The sequence below is a fragment of the Streptomyces beigongshangae genome, assembly GCF_019710745.1.
GTDB lineage: Bacteria > Actinomycetota > Actinomycetes > Streptomycetales > Streptomycetaceae > Streptomyces > Streptomyces beigongshangae.
Genome location: NZ_JAHKJW010000042.1, coordinates 19,621 through 37,855 on the forward strand (window position 1 = coordinate 19,621; position 18,235 = coordinate 37,855).

Annotated in this window: 14 protein-coding genes; 10 read left to right on the forward strand and 4 right to left on the reverse strand. The window is 72.0% G+C overall.

Translation table 11 applies throughout. The features are described from left to right. Positions 1-119: 119 nt before the first annotated feature. The 8 genes from KM933_RS27650 (at position 120) to KM933_RS27685 (ending at position 8,885) form a co-directional block, all read left to right on the forward strand. Positions 120-1,304: an inositol-3-phosphate synthase gene (locus KM933_RS27650; protein ID WP_221357064.1), complete on the forward strand. Its 1,185-nt coding sequence runs from the start codon at positions 120-122 to the stop codon at positions 1,302-1,304. Beyond that, complete coding sequence (locus tag KM933_RS27655; protein WP_221357066.1) at positions 1,301-2,398, forward strand: SCO3242 family prenyltransferase; 1,098 nt, start codon at positions 1,301-1,303, stop codon at positions 2,396-2,398. Before KM933_RS27650 ends, KM933_RS27655 begins: the two co-directional genes overlap by 4 nt. Continuing rightward, a complete protein-coding gene (locus KM933_RS27660) occupies positions 2,395-3,366 on the forward strand; it encodes a sugar phosphate isomerase/epimerase family protein (protein WP_221357068.1) in 972 nt (323 codons plus the stop codon). Before KM933_RS27655 ends, KM933_RS27660 begins: the two co-directional genes overlap by 4 nt. Continuing rightward, entirely contained in the window at positions 3,363-4,088 is a 726-nt protein-coding gene (locus KM933_RS27665; RefSeq protein ID WP_221357070.1) for an EboA domain-containing protein, read from the forward strand. The genes KM933_RS27660 and KM933_RS27665 overlap by 4 nt, the downstream gene beginning before the upstream one ends. Further along, positions 4,088-4,951: a TatD family hydrolase gene (locus tag KM933_RS27670; protein ID WP_221357072.1), complete on the forward strand. Its 864-nt coding sequence runs from the start codon at positions 4,088-4,090 to the stop codon at positions 4,949-4,951. The genes KM933_RS27665 and KM933_RS27670 overlap by 1 nt, the downstream gene beginning before the upstream one ends. 3 nt (positions 4,952-4,954) lie before the next feature. Beyond that, positions 4,955-6,124 (forward strand): metabolite traffic protein EboE, encoded by a 1,170-nt coding sequence (eboE, locus tag KM933_RS27675; RefSeq protein WP_221357074.1) that lies wholly within the window; start codon positions 4,955-4,957, stop codon positions 6,122-6,124. Then, on the forward strand, positions 6,121-7,545 hold the full coding sequence (locus KM933_RS27680) for an alkaline phosphatase family protein (protein WP_221357077.1): 1,425 nt from the start codon (positions 6,121-6,123) through the stop codon (positions 7,543-7,545). The genes eboE and KM933_RS27680 overlap by 4 nt, the downstream gene beginning before the upstream one ends. Before the next feature lie 155 nt (positions 7,546-7,700). Then, the gene (locus KM933_RS27685; protein WP_221357079.1) at positions 7,701-8,885 is read left to right on the forward strand and encodes a sugar phosphate isomerase/epimerase family protein; all 1,185 of its coding nucleotides are present in this window, start codon (positions 7,701-7,703) and stop codon (positions 8,883-8,885) included. A gap of 261 nt (positions 8,886-9,146) precedes the next feature. Here KM933_RS27685 and KM933_RS27690 read toward each other — a convergent pair whose 3' ends face one another. The 4 genes from KM933_RS27690 to KM933_RS27705 all read right to left on the reverse strand — a co-directional run bounded on the left by KM933_RS27690 (position 9,147) and on the right by KM933_RS27705 (position 15,933). Further along, the gene (locus KM933_RS27690; RefSeq protein ID WP_221357081.1) at positions 9,147-10,535 is read right to left on the reverse strand and encodes an OFA family MFS transporter; all 1,389 of its coding nucleotides are present in this window, start codon (positions 10,533-10,535) and stop codon (positions 9,147-9,149) included. A 123-nt stretch (positions 10,536-10,658) separates the two neighbouring features. Next, positions 10,659-12,899 carry an acetate--CoA ligase family protein gene (locus tag KM933_RS27695; RefSeq protein WP_260334237.1) on the reverse strand — a complete coding sequence of 747 codons (2,241 nt, stop codon included), beginning with the start codon at positions 12,897-12,899 and terminating at the stop codon, positions 10,659-10,661. A gap of 15 nt (positions 12,900-12,914) precedes the next feature. After that, entirely contained in the window at positions 12,915-14,237 is a 1,323-nt protein-coding gene (gene frc, locus KM933_RS27700; RefSeq protein ID WP_260334238.1) for a formyl-CoA transferase, read from the reverse strand. Positions 14,238-14,247: 10 nt separating this feature from the next. Beyond that, a complete protein-coding gene (locus tag KM933_RS27705) occupies positions 14,248-15,933 on the reverse strand; it encodes a thiamine pyrophosphate-binding protein (RefSeq protein WP_221357083.1) in 1,686 nt (561 codons plus the stop codon). Positions 15,934-16,172: 239 nt separating this feature from the next. Between KM933_RS27705 and sucC the strand changes: the two genes are divergently transcribed. Both sucC and sucD read left to right on the forward strand, forming a co-directional pair. After that, positions 16,173-17,312 (forward strand): ADP-forming succinate--CoA ligase subunit beta, encoded by a 1,140-nt coding sequence (gene sucC / locus KM933_RS27710; protein ID WP_221357085.1) that lies wholly within the window; start codon positions 16,173-16,175, stop codon positions 17,310-17,312. Between the two features lie 11 nt (positions 17,313-17,323). Then, a complete protein-coding gene (gene sucD / locus KM933_RS27715; protein ID WP_221357087.1) occupies positions 17,324-18,214 on the forward strand; it encodes a succinate--CoA ligase subunit alpha in 891 nt (296 codons plus the stop codon). Positions 18,215-18,235: the final 21 nt, after the last annotated feature.

Here is an 18,235-nt window from a genome sequence, read left to right on the forward strand (position 1 = left end):
TGAGTTCACGCATGGATCCACGCATGAGTTCGCGCACGAATTCGCGTACGAGCACGAGTTCGCGTACGAGCACGAGTTCGCGTACGAGCACGAGTTCGCGTATGAGAGGGAGGCCGCCCATGTCCGCCGAACCGTCTGTTTCCCCTTCTCGGATCGGGGTGTGGCTGATCGGAGCGAGGGGCTCCGTCGCCACGACCGCCGTCGCGGGCTGCGCGGCCGTCACGGCCGGGCTCCATCCGCCGACCGGCATGGTGACCGAGACCGGCCTCTTCCAGGACGCCGGCCTGCCCCCGCTGTCCTCGCTCGTCTTCGGCGGCCACGACGTGGTCGACTGCCCGCTGCCCAAACGGGCCGAGTCCCTCGCCGCCGGCGGGGTCCTGCCCCACGACCTGCCGTCGGCCGTGAGCGCCGAACTGGCTGCCGCCGACCGGGAGATCAGGATCGGCGGCCCGCTGCGCGGCGACACCCGCAGCGAGGACGAACTGATCGCGGACCTCTCCCGCGACATCCGCGACTTCGTCCGCCTGGGCGGCCTGTCCGGAGCCGTCGTGGTGAACGTGGCCTCCACGGAACCCGTCCCCGAGGGCGACGCCCTCCCCGCCAGCTCCCTGTACGCGGCGGCCGCGCTGCGGGCCGGCTGCCCGTACGTCAACTTCACGCCGTCCATGGGCCTGCACCACCCGCGGCTCGCGGCGCGGGCCGCCGCGTCCGGGCTGCCGTACGCCGGCCGGGACGGCAAGACCGGCCAGACCCTGCTGCGGTCGGTCCTCGGCCCGATGTTCGCGCAGCGCGCGCTGACGGTCCGGGCCTGGTCCGGTACGAACCTGCTGGGCGGCGGTGACGGCGCGGCCCTCGCCGACCCGGCCGCCGCCGCCGCGAAGAACGCGGGCAAGGAACGCGCCCTCGCCGACACCCTCGGCACGGTCCCCCAGGGCGAGACGCACATCGACGACGTACCGTCCCTCGGCGACTGGAAGACCGCCTGGGACCACATCGCCTTCGACGGCTTCCTCGGCACCCGGATGGTCCTCCAGACGACCTGGCAGGGCTGCGACTCCTCCCTGGCCGCCCCGCTGATCCTGGACCTGGCCCGTCTGATGGCCCGGGCCCACGAGGCCGGTCTGTCCGGACCGGTCGGCGAACTCGGCTTCTACTTCAAGGACCCGCTGGGGGAGGGGCCCGCCGCCCTGGGCGAGCAGTACGCGGAGCTGGTGCACCTGGCCGGCCGCCTGCGGGCACCGGGGCGAGGGCCGGGCGCTGGGGAGCGACCCATCGAGGACCGCCTCGCCGGGGAGCGCCGATGAGCGGCGCTCCGCGCGGGCTGAGTGTTCTGAGCGGGCTGAGTGCTCTGAGCGGGCTGAACGGGCTGATACGGCCCGGGCGGCGCGGGGTGCTCGCGCGGCGGAAGCCGCGGTCGCCGCGGTCGCCGCAGCCGGGGCCGCCCTCCCGTGCGGCGGTGAAGAGGGGCGGGGACCTGCGCGCCTGGGCGGAGCTCCTGCGCCTGCCCGCCCTGTTCACCGTCCCCGGCGACGCGCTCGCGGGCGCCGCGGCCGCCGGGGTCCGCCCGAACTCCCGCACCCTGCTGGCCATCGGCTCCTCCCTGTGCCTGTACGAGGCCGGTATGGCCCTGAACGACTGGGCCGACCACGCCGAGGACGCCGAGGAGCGCCCGCACCGCCCCCTGCCCTCCGGCCGTATCCGCCCGGCCGCCGCACTGACCGCCGCCGGGGTCCTGACGGCGGCGGGGCTGGCCCTGGCGTCCCGGGCCGGCCGCCGGCCCCTCGCGGTCGCCGGGGCCCTGGCCGCCACGGTCTGGTCGTACGACCTGGTCCTCAAGCGGACCCCCGCCGGTCCCCCGGCGATGGCCGCGGCCAGGGGCCTGGACCTCCTCCTCGGCGGGGCCGCCTCCGGCGGCGACACCCGCAAGGCCGTACCGTCCGCCCTGACCCTGGCCGCCCACACCCTGGCCGTCACGACGGTCTCCCGCCACGAGACCCGGGGCGGCTCCCCCCTGCCCCCGCTGACGGCCCTGGCCGCGACAACGGCCCTGACCTGGTCCCTGACGCGGGACACCGGCAAGGACACGAGCAGGGACACGGCCTTCACGGACCGCCCGTCCCTCACGGACCGCCCGTCCCTCAAGCCCGTCCTGAACATCGCCTCCCTCGGCGGAGCGCTCACCGCCCTCTACGCCGCGACCTCCGCCCGCCCGCTCGTCCACGCCGTCCTCAACCCGTCGCCCCCGCTCACCCAGAGAGCCGTCGGCGGCGGTGTCCGGGCCATGATCCCGCTCCAGGCGGCGCTCGCGGCCCGCTCCGGGGCCCCCGTCACGGCCCTGCTGACGGTGGCCCTCGCCCCGGCCGCCCGCAGGTTCGGCCGGAAGGTGAGCGTGACGTGAACCCACAGCCGGGCACCCGTCCCGCCGCCGGACCGGCCCCCCACCCCCTCCGCTTCTCCTACGGCACCAACGGCCTGACCGACCTCCGTCTGGACGACGCCCTCTCCCTCCTCGCCGACCTCGGCTACGACGGTGTGGGGCTGACCCTCGACCACATGCACCTCGACCCGTTCGCCCCCGACCTCGCGGCCCGCACGCGTCGGCTCGCCCGCAGACTGGACGGACTCGGCCTGGGCGTGACCCTGGAGACCGGCGCCCGCTACGTGCTCGACCCGCGCCGCAAGCACGGCCCGTCCCTGCTGGACCCGGACCCGGAACAGCGGGCCCGGCGCGTCGACCTCCTCGTCCGTGCCGTGCGGATCGCGGAGGAAGTCGGCGCCCACGCCGTGCACTGCTTCAGCGGCGTCCTCCCGAAGAAGCCGTCCGGCACCGCGCACGGCAGAGACGCTGAGAACGCCGAGGACACCGAGAACGCCGAAGAGGCAGCCTGGAAGCGCCTCGCCGAAGCCCTCGCCCCCGTCGTCGACGCCGCCACCGCCGCCGGCATCCCGCTCGCCGTCGAACCCGAACCCGGCCACCTCCTCGCCACCCTCGACGACTTCCACCGCCTGCGCACCTCGCTCGGGAGCCCGGACGCCCTCGGCCTCACCCTCGACATCGGCCACTGCCAGTGCCTCGAACCGCGCTCGCCCGCCGACTGCGTGCGCGAGGCCGCCCCCTGGCTGCGGCACGTCCAGATCGAGGACATGCGCCGGGGCGTCCACGAGCACCTCCCCTTCGGCGACGGGGAGATCGACTTCCCGCCCGTGCTCGAAGCCCTCGCCGCCACGGGCTACCGGGGTCTGGTCTCCGTCGAACTGCCCCGCCACTCCCACGCCGGCCCGCAACTCGCCCAGCAGTCCCTCCCGTTCCTCCGGCAGGCCGCCCCCGGAGAGGGCGGCGACGCCTCCGAAGGGAGAACCCCGTGAACGACCTCCACGACGCCCCCGGCACGGCCCACACCGCCCGTACCGCCCCCACCGCCCCGGCGGAGACCCCGCCCGTCCTCGCCGTCCTGCACTCCCGCCTGAACTCCTCCCTGGGCGGTGCCGCCCGCGCCTGGCTGGACCAGGCCCTCGACGAGGCGGCCGCCCACCCGGGCACCGACGGCCCCGTCCCCGTGTGGGAACTGCGGATGGCCGAGGCGGGCCGCCGCTGCGGACCCGAGCACGCGGAGGCCGCCCGAGTCCTCCTCCTGCACGCGGCCCGGGCCGACGCCCCGACCCTCGCCCGCGTCTACCGACAGGGCACCGCCGACGAACGCCGCGCCGTCCTGGAGGCCCTGCCCCACCTCGTGGACGGTCCCGAGGCCCTGCCGGTCGTCGAGGACGCCCTGCGCACCAACGACACCCGCCTGGTGGCCGCCGCCGTCGGCCCGTACGCCGCCCGGCACCTGGATGCCCACAGCTGGCGGCACGCCGTCCTGAAGTGCCTGTTCACCGGCGTTCCCGTGGACACCGTGGCAGACCTCCCCCGTCGTGCCCGCGCCGACGCCGAGCTGGCCCGCATGCTCGTCGACTACGCCGCCGAGCGCACCGCCGCGGACCGCCCGGTCCCCGACGACCTGCACCGCGTCCTGGCCCTCACCGGTCACCCGGCCACCCCCACCGGAACCGACACCGGCACCGGCACCGACGGCAAGGAGTCCTGATGCGCATCTTCGACCCCCACATCCACATGACCTCACGGACCACCGACGACTACGAGGCCATGTACGCCGCGGGCGTCCGCGCCGTCGTCGAACCCGCTTTCTGGCTCGGCCAGCCCCGCACCTCACCCGCCTCCTTCTACGACTACTTCGACGCGCTCCTCGGCTGGGAGCCCTTCCGGGCGGCGCAGTACGGCATAGCCCACCACTGCACCATCGCCCTCAATCCCAAGGAGGCCAACGACCCCCGCTGCGTCCCCGTCCTCGACGAACTGCCCCGGTATCTCGTCAAGGACCACGTGGTGGCCGTCGGCGAGATCGGCTACGACTCGATGACGCCCGCCGAGGACACCGCGCTGGCCGCGCAGCTCCAGCTCGCCGCCGACCACGGGCTGCCCGCCCTCGTCCACACACCGCACCGCGACAAGCTGGCGGGCCTGCGCCGCACCCTCGACGTGGTCCGGGAGTCCGCGCTGCCCCTGGACCACGTCCTGATCGACCACCTCAACGAGATCACGGTCGAGGAGGCCAAGGACGCCGGCTGCTGGCTCGGTTTCTCCGTCTACCCGGACACCAAGATGGACGAGGAGCGCATGGTGGAGGTGCTGCGGAAGCACGGACCGGAGAAGGTGCTGGTCAACTCCGCCGCCGACTGGGGCAGGAGCGATCCCCTGAAGACCCGCAAGGTCGCCGACGCCCTGCTGGCGGCCGGTTTCACCGACGACGACGTGGACCGGGTGCTGTGGCGCAACCCGGTCGACTTCTACGGCCTCAGCGGCCGTCTCGACCTGGACGTCGCCGGTACGGACGCCACCCACGAGGGCAACTCCATCCTCCGGGGCGTCCCCAAGACCGCGGAGGCGTGACCGATGCGCTTCCGCCACCCCGACGGCTCCACCGTCCACCTCGCCTACTGCACCAACGTCCACCCCGCCGAGACCCTCGACGGCGTCCTCGCCCAGCTCCGGGACCACTGCGAACCCGTACGCAGGCGGCTCGGCCGCGACCGGCTCGGCATCGGGCTGTGGCTCGCCAAGGACGCCGCCCGCGCCCTCGTCACCGACCCGTCCGCCCTGCGCGGCCTGCGCACGGAACTCGACCGGCGCGGCCTGGAGGTCGTCACCCTCAACGGCTTCCCGTACGAGGGATTCGGCGCCGAGGAGGTCAAGTACCGCGTCTACAAGCCGGACTGGGCCGACCCCGAGCGGCTGGACCACACGACCGCCCTCGCCCGCCTCCTCGCCGGGCTCCTCCCCGACGACGTCACCGAGGGCACCGTCTCCACGCTCCCGCTCGCCTGGCGCACCGCGTACGACGGCGACCGGGCCGCGCTGGCCCACGCGGCCCTGCGCACGCTCGCCGAACGCCTCGACGCGCTGGAGGAGCTGACCGGGCGCTCCGTCCGGGTCGGCCTGGAGCCGGAACCCGGCTGCACCGTCGAGACCACGGCCGACGCCATCGCCCCGCTCACCGCCGTCGGCCGCGACCGCATCGGGATCTGCGTCGACACCTGCCACCTCGCCACCTCCTTCGAAGATCCGCACACCGCCCTGGACCGGCTGGCCGCCGCCGGCGTCCCCGTCGTCAAGTCCCAGCTGTCGGCCGCCCTGCACGCCGAACACCCCCACCTCCCCGAGGTCCGCGAGGCCCTCGCCGCCTTCGACGAACCCCGCTTCCTGCACCAGACCCGCACCCTCACCGCCGCCGGGCTCCGCGGCACCGACGACCTCGGCGAGGCCCTCGGGCAGGACGCGCTGCCCGACGCCTCCCCCTGGCGCGCCCACTTCCACGTGCCGCTGCACGCGGCCCCCGCCCCGCCCCTCACCTCCACCCTGCCGGTCCTCAAGGAGACCCTCGCCCGCCTGGTCGGCGGCCCGCAGCCACTGACCCGCCACCTGGAGGTCGAGACCTACACCTGGCAGGCGCTCCCGCCGGAACTGCGCCCCCGCGCCCGGGCCCAGCTCGCCGACGGCATCGCCGCCGAACTCGCCCTCGCCCGGGACCTGCTGACCGACCTCGGCCTGAAGGAGCTGCCGTGAGCACCGACGAGACCCCGGCCGCACCGGCCGCCGCCGACAGCCCTCCGTCCCCCACCCCGCTCCTCGTCCTGGACGTCGTCGGCCTCACCCCCCGTCTCCTCGACCACATGCCGCACCTGAAGTCCCTGGCCCGGTCCGGGTCGAAGGCGCACCTCGGGACCGTCCTGCCCGCCGTCACCTGCGCCGCCCAGTCCACCTTCCTGACCGGCACCCACCCGTCCGAGCACGGCATCGTCGGCAACGGCTGGTACTTCCGCGACCTCGGCGACGTCCTGCTGTGGCGCCAGCACAACGGCCTGGTCTCCGGGGACAAGCTCTGGGACGCCGCCCGGCGCGCCCACCCCGGCTACACGGTCGCCAACATCTGCTGGTGGTACGCCATGGGCGCCGACACCGACTTCACCGTCACCCCCCGTCCGGTCTACTACGCCGACGGCCGCAAGGAACCCGACTGCTACACCCGGCCCCCGGCCCTGCACGACGAACTCACCGAGAAACTCGGCACGTTCCCGCTCTTCCACTTCTGGGGCCCCGGCGCCGACCTGGTCTCCAGCCAGTGGATCATCGACGCCACCCGTCATGTCATCGCCACCCGCCACCCCGACCTGACGCTCTGCTACCTCCCTCATCTCGACTACGACCTGCAGCGCTTCGGCCCCGACGACCCGCGCTCCCTGAAGGCGGCCGCCGATCTCGACAGGGCCATGGCCCCCCTGCTCGACGACGCCCGCGCGGAAGGCCGTACGGTCGTCGCCCTGTCCGAGTACGGCATCACCCGCGCGGACCGCCCCGTCGACATCAACCGCGCACTGCGCCGCGCCGGGCTCCTCGAAGTGCACACCCAGGACGGCATGGAGTACCTCGACCCGATGGCCTCACGTGCCTTCGCCGTCGCCGACCACCAGATCGCCCATGTCTACGTACGCCGCCCCGAGGACCTGGAGGCCACGAAGGAGGCGCTCGCCGGGCTGCCCGGCATCGAGGAGCTCCTCGACGACGAGGGCAAGAAGGCCCACCACCTCGACCATCCGCGCTCCGGCGAACTCGTCGCCGTCGCGGAGCCGGACGCCTGGTTCACGTACTACTACTGGCTCGACGACGCCCGCGCGCCCGACTTCGCGCAGCTCGTCGAGATCCACCGCAAACCCGGCTACGACCCGGTCGAACTCTTCATGGACCCGCTCGACCCGTACGTCAAGGTCAAGGCGGCGGGCGCGCTGGCCCGCAAGAAGCTCGGCATGCGCTACCGCATGGCGGTCGTGCCTCTCGACCCCTCGCCCATCCGGGGCAGCCACGGCCGCCTCCCCCTGAGCGACGACGAAGGTCCGCTCCTCATCTGCTCCACCCCCCGTGCCGTCGGCGACCGCGTCGCGGCCACCGATGTGAAATCCCTGCTGCTCGACCTGGCCGGTCTCGGGTGACGACACCCGTGACCGGCCGGACGGGCGATCACGAAAAGTGAAACACACGGCACCGACAGTGCGCCCGGCCTGTGGACAACCTCGTACGACACGACACCTGACGAGGCCGGGCGCCCATCACTGACGGCCGGACACCTATCCGAAAGAGAGACACCGTGACCGCGTTCAACGACGAATCCGGAACCGGCGACGCCCTGCGTCGCGCCCTCGGCGTCAACCGCCGCCGCTTCCTCAGCACCTGCACCGCCGTCGCCGCCGGCGCGATCGCCGCCCCGGTGCTGGGCGCCGCACCCGCCCTGGCCCAGGACCGCGGCAGAGGCCACGACCACGGACACGACCACGGACACGGCCGGGGCGGCCACGTGCTCGTCCCGCCGCACAAGCGCGGCATCATCCTCTACACCGTCCGCGACGCCACGGGCCGGGACCCGCTCGCCTCGGACCTGCCCTCCGGCTTCCGCGAGGTCTTCAAGCAGCTGGCCCGCCACGGATACCGCCAGGTGGAGTTCGCCGGCTACAACCAGCACGCCAACGCGCCCGGCGGCGCGAGCCTGGAGTCCGTCGCGGGAGCCAGGCTGCTCCGCTCCTGGCTCGACGACTACGGACTGCGCGCCCAGGGCAACCACGGCTTCATACCGCCCTCCTGGCCGCTGACCAGCACCGACCTGGACACCTTCAAGAAGCACCTGGAGATCGCCAACATCCTCGGCCTGGACCACATGGGCACCGGCGGCGACCCCACCGGCAGCTCCTACCGGGCCGACTGGGACGTGGCCGCCGACAAGTGGAACGCGCTGGGCGCGATCGCCCGCCGCGAGGGCGTCAAGCTGTACACCCACAACCACGACTCGGCGTACGGTTTCCTGCTCGACGGAGGCCCGCTGGACGACCAGGGCCGACCCACCCGGAGCTCCGGCATCCGCAAGCTGGAGTACTTCCTGAAGGTCACCGACCCGAGGCTGGTCTGGCTGGAGATGGACATCTTCTGGGCGCACGTGGCCCAGTACAAGTTCCACACCTACACCGCCCACGACGGCTCCACCCGTAAGCAGGTCTTCGACCCGGCCGGGCTCGTCGCCCGGCACAACAAGCGCTACCCCCTGTTCCACGCCAAGGACGGTGTCGTGAGCACCACGAACGGCATGGGTTACGACATGGTTCCCTTCGGCACCGGGGTCATCGACTACCGGACGTTCTTCTCGCGGGTCGGGGAGCGGAACTACCACAATCCGATGATCGAGGACGACAACTCGCCCAGTGCCACGGACCCCGCGCAGTCGCTGCGCGAGGCCAAGATCAGCTATGACAACCTGGCGGCCCTCCGCTCGAAGCGCCACTGAGCCCGGACGCACACCGGACGCACAGCGGGCGGTCCTTCCCACACGGTGCGGGGAGGACCGCCGTCCTTCTCAGGGTTCGGAAGCGGGTCGTAGGGATTCTCCAGGACGTCGGGGACGAGCGCGGCGAACAGAGCAGGGAACAGAACCTCCACCGAAGCCGAAGCCGAAGCCGAAGCCGAAGCTGAAGCTGAAGCTGAAGCTGAAACTGAAGCCGGAGCCGGAGCCGGGGTGGACCACGAAGCCACCGGGACGTGCGGAGCGTCAGGCCGTTTCCTCGCCGATCGGGTGCGGGTTGGGCACGATGCGCTTGACGGCGGGCCGGCCGGGCGCGCGGAGGAAGAGCGCGAGGACCGCGGAACCGAGCCCGATGCCGCCGGCCAGGGCGAAGGCGCCCCCGTAGCCCCATGCGCTCACCACGACGGCCCCCACACCGGAGCCGACGAGACCCGAGATGAGCTTGGAGCTGTAGACCATGCCGTAGTTGGAGGCGTTGTTGTTCTCACCGAAGTAGTCCGCCGTCATGGCCGCGAACAGCGGGAAGATCGCGCCGCCGCCGAAGCCCGAGATCATCGAGCAGACCAGGAAGAACGGCATCGAGCCCAGGTTCCCGGAGAAGAACACGCCGAACTGCGAGCAGCCGAGGACGATACAGACGATGACGAGGGTGTTCCGGCGGCCGTAGCGGTCCGAGATCCAGCCGATGACACCCCGCCCGGTGCCGTTCACGATGGCCTTGAGCGACATGGCGGTGGCCACGATGCCGCCCGCGAACCCCATCTCCTTGCCGAAGGGGACCTGCATGGCGATGCCGAAGATGTTGATGCCGGCCGTGCACAGCAGGCAGAACCACATCATCCACAGCACGGGCGTCCTGGCCGCCTCGCGCGGCGTGTACTGCTTGACCGCCGGCGGGTTCTTCGCCAGCGCCCGCACGACCCGGGGGTCGGTCGAGGTCTTCAGCGGGTCGACGTGCGCGGGCCACCAGTTCTTCGGCGGGTCCTTGAAGAACCAGCCGGCGAACGCGACGACCGTGCAGCAGATCACGCCGACGAAGACCAGCACCGTCTCGTAGTTCGACAGGTCCATGTACGAGGTGAACAGGAACACGAAGGGCACGGAGCCGTAGGCGAAACCGCCGTTGACCATGCCGGTCTTGCCGCCCTTGCGCTCCGGGTACCACTTGCCGACCATGTTCACACAGGTCGCGTAGACGAGACCGGCGCCGATGCCGCTGAACATGCCGAAGCCGATGTACGCGACGATCACGTGCGGCGCGAACGCCAGCGAGAGGTAACCCAGCAGCGTGCCGCACGCGCCGAGCATCATGGCGTACCGCGCGGGCAGTCTCCCGCTCTCGCGCAACTGGCCGGCGGGGAAGGCCACGGCCGCCTGGAAGAACACCCAGACGCCCATCAGCCAGAAGATGTGCCCGCTGTTCCAGAGGTGGGCCTCGTGCAGGGTGTCCTCGGCGGAGGTGAACGCGTACTCCGAGGAGCTGATGCCGAGCATGCCCATCCAGGGGAAGAGCACCATGGTCCAGCGTGGTCGCCCCATGATGTCCCGGTCGGTCTCGCCGATCCGGTACAGGCGGCCGTTGCGGTCCGTCACCTCCCTGTAGGGGACGGATGTCGTCATGTCGGTGGTCGTCATGTCGCGTAGCACCCCTCGCGTCGAAAGATCTGGCCAGCGCCCCCTGTCCAATGCCTTTCGTGTGCGCACGGGTCCCGGGGCGGGCCGACGCGCACCGTCGGCCCGCCCTCGCACCGGGTCACGTCATGAACCGCCTCCCGACGACCCGGCCGCCCGCGCCCACCGGTACTTCGCGCCCAGCACCGCCACCGGCTTCTCCGTCGTGTACGGGTAGGCCACGACCCCGCGTTCGAAGAGGTACTGGCATGCCTCCTCGACCTCGACGTCGCCCGCCAGCGACGCCACGACGGGCTTCTCGATCCCGCGCTCCCTGAACTCGGCCACCACACGCGCGGTGAGCTCGGCGAAGACCATGGGAGGGGTCACGATGGTGTGCCAGTAGCCGAGGACCAGCGCATGGATCCGCGGGTCCGCCAGACCGAGCCGGATCGTCGCCTCGTACGTCGAGGGGGGTTCGCCGCCCGTGATGTCCACCGGGTTGCCCGCGGCCCCGAAGGGCGGGATGAACTCCCGGAAGGCCGCGTCCAGGTCCGGCGGGATCTCCATCAGGGAGAGCCCGTTGTCGGTCACCGCGTCGGACAGCAGTACGCCGCTGCCGCCGGCCCCGGTGATGATCACGACGTTGTCGCCCCGCGGTGTCGGCAGCACCGGCAACGCGCGCGCGTACTCCAGCATCTCGTTCAGTCCGGGCGCCCGGATGACACCGGCCTGCCTCAGGATGTCCTCGTACACGGCGTCGTCGCCCGCCAGGGCACCCGTGTGCGAGCCCGCCGCCCGGGCCCCGGCCGCCGTACGGCCCGCCTTCAGGACGACCACCGGCTTCTTGGGGACGGTCGCCCGCGCGGCCTCCACGAAGGCACGCCCGTCCTTGAGGTCCTCCAGGTGCATGGCGATGCACCGGGTGTGCGGGTCCTCGCCGAACCAGGTCAGCAGGTCGTCCTCGTCGAGGTCCGACTTGTTGCCGAGTCCCACGATCGCCGAGACACCCGTCCTCGTGGCGCGCGCGAACCCCAGGATGGCCATCCCGATGCCGCCGGACTGCGAGGTGAGGGCGACGCCGCCCTTGACGTCGTAGGGCGTGCAGAAGGTGGCGCACAGGTTCTGCCACGTCGAGTAGTAGCCGTAGATGTTCGGCCCGAGCAGCCGGACGCCGTACCGCTCGCCGACGGCCACGATCTCGTCCTGGAGTGCCTGCTCACCGGTCTCCGCGAACCCGGAGGGGATGAGCACGGCGTTGGGGATCCCCTTGCGCCCCACCTCCTCCAGGGCCGCGGCCACGAACTTGGCGGGGATCGCGAACACCGCCACGTCCACCTCACCGGGAACGTCGGTGACGCTCTTGTACGCCTTGCGGCCGAGGATGTCGTCGCCCCTGGGGTTCACCGGATGGATCTCTCCGCAGAACCCGCCGTCGACGAGGTTGCGCATGACCGAGTTGCCGATCTTGCCCTGCTCGTTGGAGGCGCCGATCACGGCCACCGACGACGGCTGCATCAGCCGCCGCATCGAGGTGAGGATCTCCTCGCGACCGTACCTGCGGCGGGGCCTGGCCACCGACTCGGCGAGTATGACGCGGATGTCCGCGGCCATCGCGCCCCGCGGGGTGGCGATCACCGGGTTCAGGTCCACCTCGGCGATCTCCGGGAAGTCCGAGACCAGCTCCGAGACCCGGCGGATCTGCTCGGCCACCGCCTGCCGGTCCACCGCCGGTGCGCCGCGCACCCCGCGCAGGACCTCGGCGGCCCGGATCGAGTCCAGCATCGACAGGGCCTCGTCGGGACCGACGGGCGCCAGCCGGAACGTGACGTCCTTGAGGACCTCCACCAGCACCCCGCCGAGCCCGAACGCCACGACCTTCCCGAACGTCGGATCGGTCACCGCCCCGACGATGACCTCCTGTCCCTGCGGGAGCAGTTCCTGCACCTGTACGCCCTCGATGCGGGCCTTCGCGTCGTGGGCGCGGGCGTTCCCGACGATCCGGTGGAAGGCGGCACGCACGTCCGCCGCGCCCTCCACCCCGACGACCACGCCGCCCGCGTCGGTCTTGTGCAGGATGTCGGGGGAGACGATCTTCATCACGACGGGGCCGCCGAAGCGCGCCGCGCAGGCCACCGCCTCGTCGACGTCGGTCGCCAGCTCCTCACCGGGGACGGCGATCCCGTACGCGTCGGCGAGCACCTTGCCCTCGGGCGCGGTCAGCGCCGTCCGCCCCGAGGCCCGTACGGCGTCGAGGAGCGCACGCACCTTCCGCCCTCGCTCGTCCGGCGCCCGGTTGTCAGGCGCCCGGTCGCCGGCCAGTTCCCGGTGGCCGGCCGATCCCCGGTGGTCGGTCGGCACCCGGTCTTCGGCCGTGTCTTCGGTCATGTCTTCGGCCATCGGTCAGACCACCCCGTTCGACTTGAGCAGGCGCAGCTCCTCGTCGCCGAGCCCGAGCTCGCCGACGTACACCTCTTCGTTGTGCTCGCCGAGCAGCGGCGAACTGGTCACGTCCACGGGGGAGTCGGAGAGCTTCAGCGGGCTGCCCACGGTCACGAACTCGCCCCGCTCGGGGTGCGGCACCGTCACGACCATCTCGTTGGCGACCAGCGACCGGTCCTCGATGATCTCCTTGGTGGACAGGATCGGGCCGCACGGGATGTTGTGGGCGTTGAGCTGCTCCAGCACCCGCCACTTGGGGAGCGTGGACGACCACTCCTCGATCAGCTGGAACATCTTCGTCAGCTGGGGCAGGCGGGCCTCCGGGGTCGCCCAGCCGGGGTCGTCCGCCAGCTCGGGCCGGCCGATCAGCTCGGTCAGCGGCCTCCAGCCGACAGGCTGCACGATGACGTACACGTAGTCGTTGGGGCCGCCCGGCGCGCACCTGACGGCCCAGCCGGGCTGGCCGCCGCCGGACGCGTTCCCGGACCGGGGAACCTCGTCGCCGAAGTCCTCGTTGGGATATTCGGCCAGCGGACCCCGCCCGAGGCGCTGCTGGTCCCGCAGTTTCACCCGGCACAGATTCAGCACGGCGTGCTGCATCGCCACGTTCACGCGCTGCCCGCGCCCCGTGCTCTCCCGCTGGAACAGGGCGGCGAGGATCGCGGCCACCGCGTGGACGCCCGTGCCCGAGTCACCGATCTGGGCCCCCGTCGCCAGCGGCGGCCCGTCCTCGAAGCCGGTGGTCGACATCGACCCGCCCATGGCCTGGGCGACGACCTCGTACGCCTTGAACCCGGTGTACGGGCCGTCCCCGAACCCCTTGATGGAGGCATAGACGATCCGCGGATTGATCTCCTGGATGCGGTCCCAGGTGAAGCCCATGCGGTCGACCGCGCCCGGTCCGAAGTTCTCGACCATGACGTCCGAGCGCCGGATCAGCTCGGTGAGGAGCTCCTTGCCGCGTTCGGTCTTGGTGTTGAGGGTGATGCTGCGCTTGTTGCAGTTGAGCATCGTGAAGTAGAGGGAGTCGACGTCCGGGAGGTCGCGCAGCTGCTTGCGCGTGATGTCCCCCGTGGGCGCCTCCAGCTTGACGACGTCCGCGCCGAGCCAGGCGAGCAGCTGGGTGGCGGAGGGCCCGGACTGGACGTGCGTCATGTCGAGGACGCGGACGCCCTCCAGCGCCTTGCCCGAGGTCGCCGGCGCGGCCGCCGCCGGTGCCGTCGCAGTCGCCGCTGTCGTCCCTGTCGTCCCTGTCGTCCCTGTCATCGGGGTCATCGGGGTCATCGGGGCCACCTCACTTGTACATCGTCTGGTTCATGGTTCCGGGGGCGTACGCGTCCGGGTCGACCCAGACGTTGACGAGCGACGGCTTGCCCGACTCACGGGCGCGCCGCAGCGCCGGGCCGATGTCGGCGGGGTCGCGGACCTCCTCGCCGTGACCGCCCAGCATCTGCGCGAACTTGTCGTAGTGGACGTCGCCGAGGGTGTTGCCGACCCGCTCGCGCTCCGGGCCGTACTTGGCGGCCTGGCCGTAGCGGATCTGGTTCATGGAGGAGTTGTTGCCGACGACGCCGACGAAGGGGAGGTCGTAGCGGACGAGGGTCTCGAAGTCCCAGCCGGTGAGGGAGAAGGCGCCGTCCCCGAACAGGGCGACGACCTCCTTGTCGGGCCGCGCCTTCTTGGCGGCCAGCACGAAGGGGACGCCGACGCCGAGCGTGCCGAGCGGTCCCGGGTCCATCCAGTGCCCGGGTGACTTGGGCTGCACGACCTGCCCGGAGAAGGTGACGATGTCGCCGCCGTCCCCGATGTAGATCGAGTCCTCGGTCAGGAAGTCGTTGATCTCGCTGACCAGCCGGTACGGGTGGATCGGCGAGGCGTCCGACCGCAGGCTCGGCAGCCGCTTCCCGATGGCGGTCTGCTCGGCGGCCCGCAGCTCGTCGAGCCACTCCTTGCGCTTCGGCGCGCCCCCGTTGACGCGTCCCGAGACGGCCTCGGTGACCGACTTGAGCACCAGCCCCGCGTCCCCGACGACGCCGAGGTCGATGTCCCGGTTCTTGCCCACGGTGCGGTAGTCGAGGTCGATCTGCACGACGGTCGCCTCGGGGGAGAGCCGCTTGCCGTAGCCCATGCGGAAGTCGAAGGGGGTGCCGACGATGACGATGACGTCGGCGTGGGAGAAGGCGTACCGCCGGGAGAGCTGGAAGTGGTGCGGGTCGCCGGGCGGCAGCGTGCCGCGTCCGGCGCCGTTCATGTAGGCGGGGATGTTGAGGGTGCGGACGAGGTCGACGGCGGATTCGGTGCCGCGGGTCGTCCACACCTGGCTGCCCAGCAGGATCGCCGGCTTCTCGGCGTGCACGAGGAGGTCGGCGAGCTTCTCGATCGCCTCGGGGTCACCGGCCGAGCGGGTCGAGGCCCGGTACCGGCCGGGAGCGGGCACCCGGGCCTTCTCCACCGGCACCCTGGCGTCCAGCACGTCGCGCGGGATCTCCAGGAAGGACGGCCCCGGCGCCCCGTGGTAGCACTCGCGGAACGCCATGGACACCATGTCGGCGGCCCGCGCGGTGTCCGGCACGGTCGCCGCGAACTTGGTGATCGGCGTCATCATGTCGACGTGCGGCAGGTCCTGCAGGGACCCCATCTTGTGCTGCGTATGGGCCCCCTGGCCGCCGATCAGCAGCATCGGGGACTCCGCCCGGAACGCGTTGGCGACACCCGTCACGGCGTCGGTCGTGCCGGGGCCCGCGGTGACGACGGCGCAGCCGGGCCTGCCGGTGATGCGCGCGTAGCCGTCGGCGGCGTGGGCGGCGACCTGCTCGTGGCGTACGTCGACCACCTCTATGCCCTCGTCGACGCAGCCGTCGTAGATGTCGATGATGTGGCCGCCGCAGAGCGTGTAGACGACCTCCACACCCTCCGCTTTGAGTGCCTTGGCGACCAGGTGCCCACCGGAGATGAGGTTCTGGCTGTTGTCGTCGGGCATGGCGAAGTCCTGTCCCTTCGTAGGGGATTGGGCGCGCCGAAGCGCAGCTCATGCGTGCAGCTCATGCGTGCAGCTCGTACACGCAGCTCATGCGTGCAGCCCATACGGGGTGCGCGCACTGTTCGTGGAGGCCGTCGCAGTATATTGCATACAGTCGACGAATACTGTATGAAGCTTGTTATCCCGCATCCGGTGGGTGGTGTCCAGGGGGCGTGCGGCACTTTTCGGAGGGAGCCGGGATGGACCTGTTCGAACATCAGGCAAGGGAACTCTTCGAGGAACACGGCATCTCGGTGCCGAGGGCGGAAGTCACCGACTCGCCCGAGGAGGCGCGCGAGATCGCCCGCAGGCTGGGCGGCCGCGTCGTGGTCAAGGCCCAGGTCAGGACAGGCGGACGGGGAAAGGCCGGCGGCGTGAGGCTCGCCGCCGACCCGCCCGCCGCCGAACTGACGGCGCGCCAGGTACTCGGCATGGACATCAAGGGCCACACCGTCGGAAAGGTGATGCTGGCCCGGCCGGTGGACATCGACGCCGAGTTCTACGTCGGCTACGTACTGGACCGTGCGGCCGGCCGGTTCCTCGCCATCGCGTCGGCCGAGGGCGGCATGGACATCGAGGAGGTCGCCGCCACCCGGCCGGACGCCGTGGCCCGCCTCCCCGTCGACCCGGCCGAGGGGGTCACCCCGGCGAGGGCCGCCGAGATCGCCGGAGCCGCCGGACTGCCCCCGCAGACCGTCGACACCCTGGTCAGGCTCTGGGGCGTACTCGTCCGCGAGGACGCCGTCCTCGTCGAGGTCAACCCCCTCGTCCGTACGGCCCAGGGGCAGATCCTCGCCCTCGACGGCAAGGTCACGCTCGACGACAACGCCCGCTTCCGGCAGACCCGCTGGGGAGACCGGGAGCCGGCTCCCGAGGACCCGCTGGAGGCGGCCGCCGCGGCCAGGGGCCTCAACTACGTGAAGCTGGACGGCGAGGTGGGCATCATCGGCAACGGCGCCGGCCTCGTCATGTCGACCCTCGACGTGGTCGCCGGCTGCGGCGCCCGCCCCGCCAACTTCCTCGACATCGGCGGCGGCGCCTCCGCCCGGATCATGGCCGACGGCCTCTCCGTCGTCCTCTCCGACCCGGCGGTCAGGTCGGTCCTCGTCAACGTCTTCGGCGGCATCACCGCCTGCGACGCGGTCGCCGACGGCATCGTGCAGGCACTGGACTCGGTCCGGCCGACCAAACCGCTGGTCGTCCGCCTCGACGGCAACAACGCCGCCCGCGGCCGCGCGATCCTCGACGAACGCGCGCACCCGCTGGTCCAGCAGGTCACCACCATGGACGGCGCCGCACGCCGCGCCGCCGACCTCGCCCACGCAGCCGACGCAGCCTGAAGGAGCGGGACATGGCCATCTACCTCACCAAGGAGAGCAAGGTCCTCGTCCAGGGCATGACCGGCGGCGAGGGCATGAAACACACCCGGCGCATGCTCGCCGCGGGCACCGACGTGGTCGGCGGCGTCAACCCGCGCAAGGCGGGCCGGAGCGTGGACTTCGACGACCGCGCCGTCCCCGTCTTCGGCTCCGTGCGCGAGGGCATCGAGACGACCGGCGCCGATGTCTGCGTCGTCTTCGTCCCGCCCGCGTTCGCCGAGGGGGCCGTCGTCGAGGCCGCCGACGCCGGTATCGGACTGGCCGTCGTCATCACGGAGGGCATCCCGGTCCACGACGCGGTCGCCTTCACCGCGTACGCGAAGGCCAGGGGCACCCGGATCATCGGCCCCAACTGTCCCGGCCTGATCACCCCCGGCCAGTCCAACGCGGGCATCATCCCCGCCGACATCACCAAGCCCGGGCGCATCGGCCTGGTCTCCAAGTCGGGCACCCTCACCTACCAGCTCATGTACGAGCTGCGGGACACCGGCTTCTCGACCTGCGTCGGCATCGGCGGCGACCCCGTCATCGGCACCACCCACATCGACTGCCTGGCCGCCTTCCAGGACGACCCCGACACCGAACTCATCGTCCTGATCGGGGAGATCGGCGGCGACGCCGAGGAACGCGCCGCCGCATACGTCCGCGACCACGTCACCAAGCCCGTCATCGGCTACATCGCCGGCTTCACCGCACCCGAGGGCAGGACGATGGGCCACGCGGGCGCCATCGTGTCCGGCTCGTCCGGCACGGCCAGGGCGAAGAAGGAGGCCCTGGAAGCGGCGGGCGTACAGGTGGGGGAGACCCCGACCGGGACGGCCCGGCTGGTCCTGGCCCGCCTCGAAGCGGAGCGTGGTCACTGATCGGTGACCCGACGAGCCACG